This is a genomic window from Paucibacter sp. B51, from assembly GCF_027863535.1.
Lineage (GTDB): Bacteria > Pseudomonadota > Gammaproteobacteria > Burkholderiales > Burkholderiaceae_C > Paucibacter_A > Paucibacter_A aquatilis.
Window position 1 is genome coordinate 244,235 of the sequence record NZ_JAPIVN010000002.1, and the last position, 14,138, is coordinate 258,372.

Here is a 14,138-nt window from a genome sequence, read left to right on the forward strand (position 1 = left end):
CTGCCCGTGACGGTGCAGGCCGAGACAGGCCGGACCGACGCGGCCAGGACGAACCCTGCGGCCCTTCCGGGCACCTTCGCTGCCCGGCCACTGACCGTGGCGCGCAGCTGGCCCAGCGAGCAGCGCCTGGACGCCGAGGCAAGCGAGGCCTCAGCCTCAGCCGCTCAGACAGCCCGCGAGCGCCGCATCGAGCGGCAGTTCCACAAGGCTGGCGCCGATTTCATCAAGCTGCACTTCGCCGATTTCCGCCTGCCCAAGGGCGCCTATGTGCTGGTGAGTTCGGCCGATGGCCAGGAACTTCATCGTTATGAGGCCGAACCTGCGCGCGCCGACAACCGCACCTTCGATCGCAGCCTCGGTGAAGACGGATTGCGGCAGTTTGCCGCAATGTCGGTGTTCGGCGAGCGCGCCCGCCTGACCCTGGTGCTGCCGGCCGGCGTGCGCTGGGGGCCCGACCATGCCTTGCACATCGACCATTTCCATGCCGGGCAGATCGACGCTGACGAGGCCGCTGGACGCGGCCCTGGCTCGGGCCCGGCCCCACTGTCCGTGTGTGGCGGCGACGAACGCCGCGATCCGGTCTGCCTGGCTGCCAGCCACGCCGGTGCCGTGGATCGCAGCCGCCCGGTGGCACGGCTCCTGATGGCCGGCAGCGGCCTGTGCACCGGCTGGCGGGTCGGCGCCGACAACCGCATGTTCACCAACAACCACTGCCTGTCGACCCAGACCACCTTGGCCAACACCGAGATCTGGTTCAACTATCAGCGCAGCGGCTGCGGCGGCAGCGCCATGGCGACGGTCACCAAGGTCACCGGCCAGACCTTGCTGAAGACCGATGCCACGCTGGACTACTCGCTCTTCACCATCAATGACTTCGCCAAGGTGGCCAGCTTTGGCTACCTCGGCCTGGACCCACGGTCCGCGGTCAAAGGTGAGCCGATCTTCATCGCACAGCATGGCGGCGGCAAGCCCAAGCAGCTCGCCGTCACCAGCGACCAAAACGGCGGCGCAGCCTGCCAGATCGACAGTGCCTCGGTGGCGGGCAACGCCTCGGGCACCGACGTCGCGTACTACTGCGACACCGAGGGCGGCTCCTCGGGCTCACCGGTAATTGCAGCCGGCAGCCGCAAGGTGCTGGCCCTGCACCACTTCGGCGGTTGCACCAACCAAGGCGTGCAGATCAGCAAGATCTGGCCCCAGGTGGCCAGCCACTTCAACAACCAGGTGCCAGGTGGAGACGATGGCGGCAATGGCAGCAATCGGCCACCCGTGGCCGAGTTCAGCAGCAGCTGCAACGGCCTGGTTTGCAGTTTCAACGGCAGCGCCTCCAGCGACAGCGATGGCCGCATCACCCGCTACGACTGGCAGTTCGGTGACGGCCGCACCGCCAGCGGCGCCCAGGTCAGCAACAGCTATCTGCAGGCGGGGCGTTACAGCGCCACCCTGAGCGTCACCGACGATCGCGGCGCCAGCGGCAGCAAGAGCCAGGACTTGGTACTGTCCAACAACACGCCGCTGGAGTTGCAGTCTGGAGTGCCCGTCAACAACCTGGGCGCGGCCAAGGATCAAACCCTGAGCTACTTCATCAAGACCACACAACCCGGCACCCAGGTTCTGGTCGGCATCAGCGGCGGCGCGGGCAACAGCGGCAATGCCGACCTCTATGTGCGCGCCGGCGCCGAACCGACCAGCACGCAGTACGACTGCCGCCCGGCCCTGAGCGGCAACACCGAGAACTGCACGCTGCTGCTGGCCGCCCCGGGCACGGCCTACATCAAGCTGGTGGCCAGCACTGCCTTCACCGGCGTGAACCTGCTGGCCAGCCTGCAGGTCGGCAACAGCGGCTATCCCAAGACCGGCCTGGCCGCCACCAAGGGCAACTGGCTGCGCTATGTCTACACGGTGCCGGCCGGCCGCAGCAGTGTCACCTTCAGCACCAGTGGCGGCAGCGGCGATGCCGACCTCTACCTGCGCCGCGCCGAAGCCCCGGACACCAGCAACTACCAATGTCGCTCGAACGGCAGCACCAACAAGGAAACCTGCACGCTGACCGTCAACGCCGGTGAAACCATCCACATTGGCCTGCGCGCCTACAGCAGCTTCTCGGGGCTGACGCTGGATCTCAAGTGAGCCCAGGGGCAAGGCCAGGCAAGTCTTGCCCTCCCTCAAACGCTACCCCTTGCTGCATCAAGAAAATAGGCCCGACTCCTGAAGGAGCCGGGCCTTTTCTTTCAAGCTATCTCACTCACGAGTTCGCCGCCAGAGCGGATGCGTCGCTCGCGGACCCCAGGGTGCAAACCCCGGGGCGCCATCCTCACTGGGCGCGGGTGGTCGCCTTGAAGGGGACCTGGAAGCCGCCGATATTGAGCGTGGCGGTCGCGGTGGTCAGCGGCTGATTGCTGCTGCGCACACGGACGCGGATCGATTGACCCTTGGTGATGGTGCCAGGCACGCTGGTGAATGCCGCGCCTGCAATGCTGTACTCACCGTTCTCCACACTGACCGGGGCTGCCGTGTTGATGCCCCAGATGCCGGCCGACGACGAAGACACCCAGGTGTCCAGGGTGACGTTGGTCGCCTCGGTGAAGGCAAAGGCATCAGGAACCGGGTCTTCCGCCACGGTGGTGACGTCAAAGTTGCCGCTGACACCACCGATGGTGACCACAGCCCGCTTGGTGGACACGAAGGCACTGCTGCTGATGACGCGGACACGGATGCCCTGACCATTCAACACGGTACCCGGTGCGCTGGTGAAGGCAGCACCGCTGATGCTGTACTCACCGCCTTCGATGGAGATCGGAGTGGGCGCATTGATGCCGTTGACCGTGCGGGTCGACGAGGTCACGGCCGTGTTGACCAGCACACCCGAGATCGGGTCGAAGGAGAACGGCGTCGGGACGCGATCGGCCACGGCCGTGGTGACATCGAAGCGGGTGCTGTAAGAGCCCACGGTCAAGGTCACGCTCTGGCTGGTCTGATACTCAGGACCGGTGGTCAGGCGAACCCGAACCGACTGCCCCTTGGTGATGCTGCCGGCCACCGAGGTGAAGGCACCGCCCGCAATGCTGTACTCACCGCCGACAACGCTGATCGGCGTTGCCGTGTTGATGCCCGCCACAACCTTGCTTTCTGACACCACCACCGTGTTGGGCAATGCGGACACATTGGCCAGGAAAGTGAAAGCCAGTGGCTCGGTGTCGGGAGCCGCTGTCACGGCCGTGAAGCTGCCATTCACACCACCCACATTCAGGCTCACCGTGCTGGCGGTGGAATGCTGGCTGCTGCTGGTGACGCGCACACGCACCGATTGAGCGTTGTTGACCATACCGGGCGCGCTGGTGAAAGCTGCGCCATTGATGCTGTACTCACCGCCCGTCACGCTGATCGGCGTGGGCGCGTTGATGCCCGTGACGACGACCACCGGCGAGGTGATCCAGACGCCCAGGTCGACATTGCTGAGGCCAGCGAAGCTGAAGGCCGCCGGGGTGGTGTCGACACCCGAGGTGGTCACTGCAAAACCTGCGGTAACGCCGCCGATGTTCAGCACCGTGGTGTTGGTCGCGCCGTAGCTGGAACTGCTCAGCTGACGCACACGCACGGTCTGACCCGACAAGACCGTCCCAGCCGCGCTGGTGAAGGCGCCGCCATTGATGTTGTATTCACCGCCGGTCACGCTGATCGGCGTCGGGCCGTTGATGCCGCGAATCATGACACCGGCCGAGGCCGTCTGGGTCGACAGGGCCGCGCCCGTGACTGCGGGGAAGGCAAAAGCGTCGGGCGTGGTGTCCAGATTGGCCGTCGTGACATTGAACACGGCGTTGACCGTACCGACGGTCAAGGTGGCACGGGTCGTCTCTCCATACGCAGCAGCGCTGTTGACTCGCACGCGCAAGGTCTGACCCTTGACCACGGTGCCTGGCGCGGAGGTGTACGGGGCACCGGCAATGCTGTACTCACCGCCCACGATGCTGATCGGCGTGGCGGTGTTCACACCCCAAATGCCAATGCTGTTCGAGATGATCTGCGTGTTCAGCGCAGCGCTTGGCACCGGAACGAAGGCGAAGGCATCAGGGGTGATGTCTTCCGCCATGGTCGTCACGTTGAAAGGCACGCTGAGCGAGCCCACCGTCACGACTGCCGTCTTGGTGCTGCCGAAGCTGGTGCTGCTGAGCAGACGCACACGCACACCCTGACCGTTGGTCACGGTGCCGGCTGCGCTGGTGAAGGCGCCGCCGCTGATGCTGTACTCACCGCCCACCACCGAGATCGGCGTCGGGCCGGTGACGGTGATGGTGGCCGTGCCCGAAGACACGAGGGTGTTCAGGGCTGCGTTCGACTCGGGGTTGAAGACGAAAGGCTTGACATCGCCGCTGGCGGCCACGGTGGTGGTGTTGAAGCTGGCCGAGAAGCCACCCACCACCACGGTGACACCACGGGTGGTCGAGTTGGTGTTGGCGCTCATCACACGCACGCGCAGCACCTGACCGGCCAGCACGGTGCCGGGGGCGCTGGTGAAGGCGCCGCCGTCCAAGCTGTACTCACCGCCGGTGACCTGGATCGGGGCTGCAGCATCGATGCCGGCGATGGTCGCCGGAGCCGACACCACCCAGCTGTTCAGGGCCACATTGGTGGCGCTGGCAAAGCTGAATGCGTCGGGGGTGACGTCCTTGTCCGTCACCACGACATTGATGGACTTCTGCGCGCTTTCGCCGCGGTCATCGGTCACGGTCAGCAGCACGGTGTAAGTGCCGGCTGCGGCATAGCGGTGGCTGGCAGTGGCGCCTTCGGCGCCGCTGCCATCACCGAAGTTCCAGGCGTAGGACACGATGGAGCCGTCGATGTCGCGGCTGGTCGAGGCGTCGAATGCGAAGGTGGTGTTCAGCGAACCCGTGGCCGGCGACACGCTGAATGCAGCCTGGGGCGCCTGATTGACCGTGCTGTCCGAATCCGCCAGGCTCAGATGCCAGACGCTGCCTTGAATGCTCTGGCCCGGCTCGCGGCCACCGTAGAGCACGGACACCTTGGCGATCGGGTCAAAGGCCATCATGGCGAGATAACGCGCCGGCGGCGACACAGCTGGGGTCACTTCGGTCCAGGTGTTCTTGGCAAAGTCGTAAATCCAGGTGTCAGCCAACAGCTCTGCCGTCGTCGGCACGGTCGCGTAGAAGTCGCGCACCGAGGTACCGCCGTGCATCACCACCACCCCATGCTCCTTGTCGAAGGACATCTGGTGGCCCATGCGAGCCGGCGGGCTCACGGGGGTGATCATCTGCGTCCAGGTGTTGGTCGACAGCTTGTAGGCCCAGGTGTCGCCCAAGGGGCCCTTGCCACCCGGGCAGCGGGTGTCGGAACCGTCGCAACGGCCGCCGTACAGAATGAAGACATCGTTGACCGAGTCGTAGACCATGCCCGAACTGATTTCATTGCGCTTGTACGGGCCGACTTCTGCATTCGGCTTCTTCAGCGCCCAGGTCTTGGTGCGGGCATCCAGCACCCAGGTTTCATTCAGCGACACGCCGTTGATGGAGCCGCCGAACATGACGATGGCCTTGTCGGCCGTCGAGTAGGCCGCCGCCGGCGTGTTCGAGCCATAGCCCACATGGGGCGTCGGGCCGGTGTATCCGTAGTGGGCCAGCTGCAGCGCCGCCCATTGGCGGGTGACGGGCGAGTAGTACCACGAACCGCCATCGGTCCACACCTTGATCTGGTAGGTCGAGCCCGGAGCCAGGCCGTAGACCGGGCTGGCCAAGGTCAGGGTCTTGGTGATCGAGTCGTAGGACTGGACATAGGCCTTGCCGTAGCCGGTGGCGACGGTCCAGTCCTTGAAGTGGTCCGAGGTCACATCGCTGGGCAGCGAGGAGTCCACCACGGTAGTCGTGTTGGTCCCGGCCTGAGCGGTGCGCATCGTGGCACGGGTGCCGGTGCACTTGTAGCCACCGCCGGAGAGCGACCAGTACAGGTGGTTGTAGTCGTCGTAAATCGTGACCTGGGTGTCTCGACCGTCCGGGCCGGAGAAACCGAAGGTACCCGGGCAGTGATCCGCGGGGTTCTCGATGGCGGTCCACTGGTCGGCGACGGTGTCGTACTGCCAGATGTCGGCCACAAAGCCCGAAGCACTGCCTCCGAACAGCATCAGCTTGCCATTCAGGGAGTCAAAGTCCATGGAGGTCCAGGCGCGCGGGCCCGGGCTGGTGGCCGAACGGAAGGGCTCCAACGGCGCTTTTTTGGTCCAGGTGGCCACCAGATTGCCGGCCCAACTGCCGCCTGCGGCAAGTCCGAGCGCCAGAAGCGTGATCACGGATCTGGTTCGCTTGTCGTTGTACATATGCTGTCCCATGAAGCTTTGAAAAAGGGCAAAGCCCGGCACGCCGGGCAACTTTGGAAGCGTACGTCATCCACCATTTCTTGAACGCCCCCTTAGTCAGGGGGAACCCGTGGTGAAAGTCCGCACTTGCAGGCTGCCCCCCCCTCGTTTGAGTGGTGCCGACCTCTCTTGTCCTCAGCATCTCGCCCTCACCTCCGCGCGCCCACCGACACAGCGTCTGGCTTATGCTTCCAGGCACCATGGACTTGTTCATCGACGAGGCGCGCTATCAAGCCCTGCTGAGCAAGCTTGGGCAGGGGGCCGCGTCGCTGGACGAACGGGTGGCACTGTGCTGGCATCAGCGCCAGCGTGAGCCGGCGGCGGCCCAGCAATTGGCCAGCGCCCTGCTGGCCCAGCCGATCGCGCTGAGCGCGGGGGATCGCGCTCGCCTGGCGCTGGTGCGCGCCGAACAAGCCCTGCTGGCAATCCAGCCCGACGCCGCGCGCGCAGCCTTGCATGAAGCCCGCGCGGGGTTCAGTCAGACGGCCGACCCTGAAGGCTTGGCGGACTGCGCCTGGTTGCAAGCCCTGCAAGCCGTGCTCGAGGGCCGCCAGCCCCAGGCCCTGCCGTTTCTGGATGAGGTCCGTGAGCGGGCCGGCAAAGATTCGCTGCGCGGACTGGCGGCAGGCTTGTGGGGGGATTTGCTGCGTACCTTTGCCGACCCTGCAGCAGGGCGGGCACGCGGCGCCCCCGGCCAGGAAGCAATTGATGCATGGCCACTCGGGGCCAAAGCCTGGGCCCATGAGCTGCGCGGCACCCTGGCAGCCCAGCGCAGCGACTACGGGCGGGCCGCCGCCGAACGGCTGCTGGCCTGCGAGTTCGCCCTGGCCTCTGGCCAGGTGCAGCGCGCCGTGGTGGCCATCCACAACGCGGCCGATGCCTTGAACAATCTCGGCGCCTACGAGCAGTCGTTGCACTGGATGGAACGTGCCCTGGCCCTGGTGCGTGAGCGCGCCTGGCCGCAGCTGATGGGCTACAGCCTGGCGCAGCTGGGGGATACCTTGCGCCGCCTCGGACGGCTGGACGCCGCCCAGGAGGCGGTACAGGAAGCGCTGGCGCTCTTGTCCAAAGCACCGACCTCGCGCCCGTTCGCGATTGCCTTGAAATGCGAGGGCGATCTTGCGCTGGACCGCGCCGAAGCCGCGGCGGCACTGGAGGCCTTCGAACAGCTGGGGCAGCACCCGCAAGCGCAGACGCAGCCCGATCTGGCCATCTTTGCGCTGCGCGGCCAGGCGCAAGCCCTGTCCCTGCTGGATCGGTCCGAGCAGGCCCTGGCCTGCGCCCTGCGGGCCCTGGAGCGCGCCACCGCCAGCGGCCATGCCTTCCGCCAGATTGAGGCCTTGCGCGCACTGGCCAGCCTCCACACACGCCACCCTGCGCTGCCATGCCCACCCGGCAGCACGGCGCCCAACGCCGCCCTGCACCACCTGTTGCAAGCTCAAGCCCTGGCCGAGACCCTGCCTGGTTTTGAAATCCCGAGCGAGCTGGCCGAAGCACTCGCCGACGCCTGGGCTGCAGCCGGCGACATGGCCCAGGCCTACCAGCTTTCACGCGCCGCCAACGCCGCCCGACAGCGCAGCCAGACCGAGCTGGCCAACCAACGTGTGCTGGCCATGCAAGCCCTGCACCAAACCGACAAGGCCCGCGCCGAAGCGGCCGAGCAAGCTCGCCGCGCTGATGCCCTGATGCGCGAAATGGCACAGCGGGTGCAACAAGGCAAGTTGCAGGCCCTGGGGCAGTTGGTGGCCGGTGTTGCCCATGAGCTCAACACCCCGATCGGCAACAGCATGATGGCCGCCAGCCACTGGCAGGCGCGCAATGAAGCGCTGAGTCAGGCCGTTCAGGCGCAGGCCCTGCGCCGCAGTGCCCTGGACGACTACCTGCTGCACGCCCGCCAGTCGGCTGAGCTCTTGGCCCGCAATCTGAGCCGAGCCGCCGCTTTGGTCGAGCAGTTCAAGCAGATCGCGGTGGACTCCACCACCGAGGCTCGGCGCCGCTTCAGCCTGCGCCCGCTGTGTGAAGCGGCCCTGCAAACCTGCCAGCACGAGGCCTTGCAGGAGCAAGGGCTCAAGCTCGAACTGGAGCTCCAAATCGATGCCGGGCTGGAACTCGACAGCGACCCGGTGGCCTTGCAACAGCTGCTGGCCGAGCTGTGCCGCAATGCCCGGTTGCATGCGTTCGTGGGTCGCAGCGAAGGCCGGCTGCGCCTGCAGCTCGAACCACGGCCCGGCAGAGCCGGCTTTCGCCTGAGCCTGAGCGACAACGGCTGCGGCATCGCCGAGGCCGACCTGGGCCGCATCTTCGAGCCCTTCTTCAGCACCCGCTTCGGCCAGGGCCGCAGCGGCCTGGGCCTGCATGTCTGCCACAACCTGGCCCTGGCCCGGCTGGGTGGCAGCCTCAGCGTTCAAAGCACACCCGGTCAGGGCACTTGCTTCGTGCTGGAGCTGGGCGACGCCCGGTCCTCCATGCCTTGAACAGCGCTCCACCCCAAGCGCATCACGCACCCTGCCGAGTCTCAGGCCCGTACTCGGTTTCGCAAGAAGCGCGCGGCTGGGCCGGGTAAAAGGCCACCGACCGGTTCTTGAGGGATCACGGTGCGGCTTGGAATCAACAGGCTTCACTGTATATACTGTGTATAGACAATATACCCAGTGATTGATCGAGTGAGCGCTGAACTGTTTCTGTCGGCCTCCGACGCCCAGCCGATGTACCGGCAAATCGTCGAGCAGGTCACCATCAAGGTGCTATCCGGTGATTGGCCAGCCGGCACCGCACTGCCGTCCATCCGCGAGATGGCAGCAGCCAACGGCGTCAGCGTCATCACCGTCAAACGCGCCTACCTTGAGCTGGAGCATGCCGGCGTGATCATCACTCGGCATGGCAAGGGCTCGTTCGTCGCCGACTCCACCGACGCACCACGCGCGCAGCAACAGGCCGAACTGATTCTTCACCTCGATCAAGCCTTGGCCAGTGCGGAGCGCCTGGGTCTGAGCGACGCCGAGTTCCACGATCTCATCCAAACCCGGCGCGCCCAACGCGCCACTGATGGAGCCTCCTCATGAGCCCCTCCCCGGTTCCCGCCTTTGCCCTGCGGGGCGTCAGCAAACGCTATGAGGCATTCACCCTGCATCCCTTGGATCTCGAGCTGGCCGAAGGCCAGATCATGGGCCTGGTGGGCGTGAACGGCGCCGGCAAGAGCACGCTGCTGCGCCTGCTTGCAGGCCTGAGCCTGGCCGATGGCGGGCAGCTGGAGGTGCTGGGCCACCGCTTGCCGGAGCAGCAGGTGCAAGCCAAGCAGCACACGGCCTTGGCCTCGGAAGACATGCGCATGTATGGCTCGCAGACTCTGTCATGGCATTTCGACTTTGTGCGCCGCATGGTGCCGCAATGGGACGGCGCCTACGCTGAGCACCTGCGGCGTCGCTTTGACCTGCCGGCCGACCAGCGCGTGGCGGGCTTCTCGCATGGTCAGCGCGTCAAAGCGCTCTTGCTGCTGGTGCTGGCCCGTCGCACTCGCCTGCTCTTGCTCGATGAGCCGACCACGGGACTCGATCCGGTGGCGCGCGCCGAGGTGCTGGACGCCTTGGCCGAGGTGCTGATGGACGAGCGCCGCAGTGTGCTGTTCTCCTCGCACCAGACGGGCGAAGTGGAGCGCTTGGCGGATCGCATCGCGTTCTTGCATCAAGGGCGACTGCTCACCGACGAGGCCAAGGACAGCTACCTGGAGCGCTGGCGCCGCATCGTCGGCCACGGGTACGCGCCGGACGATTTGGGCGACTGGCCCGAAGTGGCGCAGTGCCGTCGCAATGGCTCTCTGGTGGAGTTGCGCGTGCGCGCCTTCAGTCCGGGCTTGCAAGAGCGATTGCAGGCTCGGGGCATGCAGATCCATCAAATCACCCCCCTGACCCTGGAAGACATCTTCGTAAGCACCGTACGCGAGCACAGCGGAGCGACAGCATGAACCCCTCACCCTTCACCCCCCAATGGCCTGTCATCCGAGCACTCGTCCAGAAGGACTGGCAATTGTTCGAGAAGCAGTTGGCCGCCTATGTGGGCGCCGGTGTCCTGGCCCTGGCCTTGATGGGCCATGCGCAGAGCTGGAGTTTCTACCTGGGATCGCTCTTGCTCATCATCGTGATGGTGGCGGCGTCCTGCTTCGCCGTCAGCACCGCCCTCATCAACGAACGCAAGGAGAAAACCTTGGCTTTCGTGATGAGCCTGCCCGTCACTCCGCTGGACTTCTACCTGGGCAAACTGCTGGGCAACCTCGTGACCTTTGGCGTTCCCTTCGTGCTGCTCACAGCTGGAGCCGTGGCCATCACGCTGTGGACCCCCTTGCCCGACGGCCTGCTGACCCTGGTGCTGCTGCTGGCCGGCCACCTCCTGCTGGCCTTTTGCTTCTCTCTCGCCGTGGCCATGCGCGTGGAATCAGAGGGCTGGAACATCTTCGTGATGATCACCGGCTCGGCGCTCATCAATCCGCTGATGGCCGGCTTGAGCCAGGTGCCTGACATCGCTCGACATTGGTCAGGCCCTGTGGTCGTGTGGAGCTGGCAAGTGCTGCTCATCCTCGGCGCGCAACTGCTCTTGAGTCTGGCGTTGATGCTGAACACCGGTTGGCACCACCTCCGCAAGCCCGCGTTCTACTGAGCGGCGCTCCATGCCGCCACGCTTGCACGCCTTGGATGCCCTGCGTGCCGGGGCCATGTTGGCCGGCGTGGTGTTTCACGTCGCCTTGGCGCACAGCCCTTTGGTGGCTGCGCTGTGGCCCACCGCCGATCGATCCCAAGCCCCCGCCTTGGACCTGCTCTTGTGGCCGCTGCACTTGGTGCGCATGCCGGTGTTCTTCTGGCTGGCTGGCTTCTTCGCCGCCAGGCATTGGGCGCAACGGGGCTCGGCCGGGTTCTTGAGTTCTCGCCTGCGTCGCCTGGCCGTGCCGCTGCTCATCGGAGTGCCGTTGCTGCACTTGGCGATGGGCGCCTTGCTCAGGTGGGCCTTGGACCACGTCGCGCACCCCTCACCCCTGCTGCAGCTGATCAGGCGCGCCATGGACCAGGGCTGGACTTTGCCGCCACCGGGCACAGGCCACCTCTGGTTTCTGCTGTATCTGCTGTGGTTCACCTTGCTGGCCTGGGTGGCGCGCACTTTGGCCCCTCCCGCCTGGGCCGCGCGGCTGCGTGAATTGCCGCTGAAGTATTGGGTGAGCGCGCTTCCCCTGATCCTGCTGCCACTCTTGCACGCAGTGCCAGCCCCGCACCCTGCACCGGAGGCCTTGCTGCCGCAGTTCTGGGCCCTGTGCTTCTACGGTGCGTTCTATGCAATGGGGGCGAGCAGCGCGGCCTGGTGGGAACGCCTGGCCCAGGCCCGATGGGCCGGGAGCTTGGCTGCAGGCTTTGGACTGGCTGCCTGCGCCTACCTGCTGCTGTTGCCTGCCCCTGGCGCTTCGGCTTCATGGCCGGTGGCGGCCGCGGGGGCACTGGGCTCCGTCTGGGGCTGCCTGGCTCTGCTCGGCTGGGCACAGCGGCTGGGCGGCTCGGTCCGCCGAGCCTGGCTCACGCATCTGGCAGATGCATCGTACTGGGTCTACCTCGTGCACCTGCCCATTGCGCTGGCGCTCCAACTGGCGCTGATGGACCAGCCCTGGCCCTGGTGGGTCAAACTGCCCCTGGTGCTGGCGCTCACTCTGGCGCTGGCGCTGGGAAGCTTCGAGGCCTTGATTCGGCATGGCGTGGTGGGGCGATGGCTATTGGGTCGCAAGGGCTGGATCAATCCCAAGGATCGGCAAGCCGCTGCGAACTGCAACTCGGGCCTTGAGTGACGCGGCAACGCCAAGCCGGGGCGCGCCATCAAGGGCGTAGCCCCAGCAAATCATGTCGCCGCCTCAGTCACCGCGCCAAGCGCATCAGCTTGCCGCTGTCGGTCAAGAGCATCAAGGCGCCATCGGCGGCCTGGCGCACATCGCGAATGCGTTCGCCCTGGTCCTTGAACATCTCGGTGCGCGATTGCACGGTGTTGCCGTTCAATTGCAGGCGCCACAAGGCCTGTCCCGCCAGCGAGCCCGAAAAGAGCTGCCCCTGCCACTCCGGGAACATGCTGCCGGTGTAGAAGACCAAGCCGGCCGGCGCCACCGACACCGGCACCCAGTAGCTCAGAGGCTCCACATAACTCGGCGCATGCACGCCCCCGCCGATGCGGCAGGCCTCACCCACCGGATCCCCGTAATTGCAACCATAGCTCCTGACCGGCCAGCCGTAGTTGGCGCCGGCCCGGGCGATGTTGATCTCATCACCGCCCTGCGGGCCATGCTCGCTGACCCACAACTCGCCCGTGGCCGGATGCAAGGCCGCGCCCTGAGGGTTGCGGTGACCAATGCTCCAAAGGCCGGCACGGGCGCCTGAGCCGAAGCTGGGGTTGTCGCTGGGGATGCTGCCATCGCGCTGGATGCGCACCACCTTGCCCAGGGTTTGCGTCAGGTCTTGCGCCGGCGAGCCCAGCTGACGTTCGCCCAGAGCCACAAACAGGCTCTTGTCCCGTGCGAACACCAGGCGCGAGCCGAAATGGCCGCTGCCGCTGACCTTGGGCGCTTGCCGAAAAATAACCGTCAGCTCCAGCAGCGCATTGCCGACCAGACGCCCGCGGGCCACGGCCGTGCCGGACTTGCCGGCTTCCGCACCCTGCCCCGGCTCGGCATAGCTGAGGTAGACCCAGGGCGTGCTCGCAAAGTCCGGGTCGATGGCCACATCGAGCAAACCGCCCTGCCCCGCCGACGCCACCGCAGGCACGCCGCTGATCGCGACCGAAGCCCCCTGGCCACTGGCCGGCAGCCTCAGCAGGCTGCCGCTCTTTTGCGTCACCAGCCACGGGCCGTCGGGCAGTTGCACCATGCCCCAGGGGCTTTGCAAATCGCTGCGCAAGGTGCTCAGCTGCGGCGCGGCCGGGGTGGGTGCGGGCGTTGGGGCGGGCGTTGGGGCGGGCGTCGGTGCAGGCGTTGGGCTGGGTTCCGCCGCGACGGAACTTCCCCCTCCACCACAAGCAACCAAGAACGAGACGGCAATGCAAGCCAGGGTGCAAATCGAGGGTCGAGTGGTCATGGCGGCGGTCTCCGGTGGCAATGCTTGCCGGGAGTCTATGCCGGCCTCCTTTCAAGCGCACACGCCGGGCCAGATCCGGCAACACGAGCCCCGACAACCTCCCTTTCAGGGCTCGGGTCTCGCCATGGATCTCGCCGCTTCCGCTGCCAGCCCGACGTCTTCTTTCAGCGCTGGCCGCGGGTGAGTGGTCTTGCCCATATCCACCGCCTCCACCACGTCCGCCTCGACCGCTAGGGCCAGGGCGATCTCGCTGCAGTCGACGCTTGACCCACTAACTCTACATATGTAGAGTTATCGAATGACACGAACACGAGCACCCTCACAGCAGGCCCTGGCCGTGCTGCTGGTTTTGGCCGACGCCGGCGAAGAATGGCGTCATGGCTACGACATCGCGACGCAGGCAGACATCAAATCCGGCACCTTGTACCCCCTGCTCATGCGGCTTGAAGCGCAAGGCCAACTCGAGGCGGTGTGGCAGGAGTCGCCCACACCGGGCCGGCCGCCACGCCACGCCTACCGCTTGACGGAAGCGGGCCGCGCTTGGCTGGCCGGCATGGGCGAAGCACTCGACCAAGCGCGGGCTCGGCGCCGGGCCGCTGAGCTGCAAACCGGCTGGGCGGTCGCGCCGCGTTCATCGACCAAGCCATCATGAGCAATCCCGCACCAAGCGCGTTGCGACTCGT

Annotated in this window: 9 protein-coding genes; 7 read left to right on the plus strand and 2 right to left on the minus strand. The window is 66.3% G+C overall.

Translation table 11 applies throughout. The annotated features are described in order from the left end of the window. The first annotated feature begins 96 nt into the window (after window positions 1–96). Complete coding sequence (locus tag OOB33_RS22025; RefSeq protein ID WP_271010230.1) at window positions 97–2,130, plus strand: pre-peptidase C-terminal domain-containing protein; 2,034 nt, start codon at window positions 97–99, stop codon at window positions 2,128–2,130. Window positions 2,131–2,314: 184 nt separating this feature from the next. On the opposite strand, the gene OOB33_RS22030 is transcribed toward OOB33_RS22025, so the two are convergent. Then, window positions 2,315–6,298 carry a Kelch repeat-containing protein gene (locus OOB33_RS22030; RefSeq protein ID WP_271010231.1) on the minus strand — a complete coding sequence of 1,328 codons (3,984 nt, stop codon included), beginning with the start codon at window positions 6,296–6,298 and terminating at the stop codon, window positions 2,315–2,317. A 266-nt stretch (window positions 6,299–6,564) separates the two neighbouring features. Here OOB33_RS22030 and OOB33_RS22035 point away from each other — a divergent pair, with 266 nt between their 5' ends. From OOB33_RS22035 to OOB33_RS22055, 5 genes are all read left to right on the plus strand, one after another. Next, entirely contained in the window at window positions 6,565–8,838 is a 2,274-nt protein-coding gene (locus tag OOB33_RS22035; RefSeq protein ID WP_271010232.1) for a tetratricopeptide repeat-containing sensor histidine kinase, read from the plus strand. Between the two features lie 189 nt (window positions 8,839–9,027). After that, window positions 9,028–9,426: a GntR family transcriptional regulator gene (locus OOB33_RS22040; protein ID WP_223696650.1), complete on the plus strand. Its 399-nt coding sequence runs from the start codon at window positions 9,028–9,030 to the stop codon at window positions 9,424–9,426. Continuing rightward, window positions 9,423–10,325: an ATP-binding cassette domain-containing protein gene (locus tag OOB33_RS22045; RefSeq protein WP_102766381.1), complete on the plus strand. Its 903-nt coding sequence runs from the start codon at window positions 9,423–9,425 to the stop codon at window positions 10,323–10,325. Before OOB33_RS22040 ends, OOB33_RS22045 begins: the two co-directional genes overlap by 4 nt. Next, on the plus strand, window positions 10,322–11,014 hold the full coding sequence (locus tag OOB33_RS22050) for an ABC transporter permease (protein WP_271010233.1): 693 nt from the start codon (window positions 10,322–10,324) through the stop codon (window positions 11,012–11,014). Before OOB33_RS22045 ends, OOB33_RS22050 begins: the two co-directional genes overlap by 4 nt. Window positions 11,015–11,024: 10 nt before the next feature. Beyond that, window positions 11,025–12,182, plus strand: coding sequence for an acyltransferase family protein (locus OOB33_RS22055; protein WP_271010234.1), 1,158 nt, complete (start codon window positions 11,025–11,027; stop codon window positions 12,180–12,182). A 67-nt stretch (window positions 12,183–12,249) separates the two neighbouring features. Here the strand turns inward: OOB33_RS22055 and OOB33_RS22060 are convergent, their stop codons facing one another. Continuing rightward, on the minus strand, window positions 12,250–13,455 hold the full coding sequence (locus OOB33_RS22060) for a PQQ-dependent sugar dehydrogenase (RefSeq protein ID WP_271010235.1): 1,206 nt from the start codon (window positions 13,453–13,455) through the stop codon (window positions 12,250–12,252). A 298-nt stretch (window positions 13,456–13,753) separates the two neighbouring features. Between OOB33_RS22060 and OOB33_RS22065 the strand changes: the two genes are divergently transcribed. Beyond that, the gene (locus OOB33_RS22065; RefSeq protein WP_271010236.1) at window positions 13,754–14,107 is read left to right on the plus strand and encodes a PadR family transcriptional regulator; all 354 of its coding nucleotides are present in this window, start codon (window positions 13,754–13,756) and stop codon (window positions 14,105–14,107) included. The last annotated feature ends 31 nt before the right edge of the window (window positions 14,108–14,138 follow it).

Coding starts and splice junctions, on each gene's coding strand:
- OOB33_RS22035 (WP_271010232.1), top strand. CDS start 6,565: ATGGACTTGTTCATCGACGAGGCGCGCTATCAAGCCCTGCTGAGCAAG.
- OOB33_RS22045 (WP_102766381.1), top strand. CDS start 9,423: ATGAGCCCCTCCCCGGTTCCCGCCTTTGCCCTGCGGGGCGTCAGCAAA.
- OOB33_RS22050 (WP_271010233.1), top strand. CDS start 10,322: ATGAACCCCTCACCCTTCACCCCCCAATGGCCTGTCATCCGAGCACTC.
- OOB33_RS22055 (WP_271010234.1), top strand. CDS start 11,025: ATGCCGCCACGCTTGCACGCCTTGGATGCCCTGCGTGCCGGGGCCATG.
- OOB33_RS22060 (WP_271010235.1), bottom strand. CDS start 13,455: ATGACCACTCGACCCTCGATTTGCACCCTGGCTTGCATTGCCGTCTCG.
- OOB33_RS22065 (WP_271010236.1), top strand. CDS start 13,754: ATGACACGAACACGAGCACCCTCACAGCAGGCCCTGGCCGTGCTGCTG.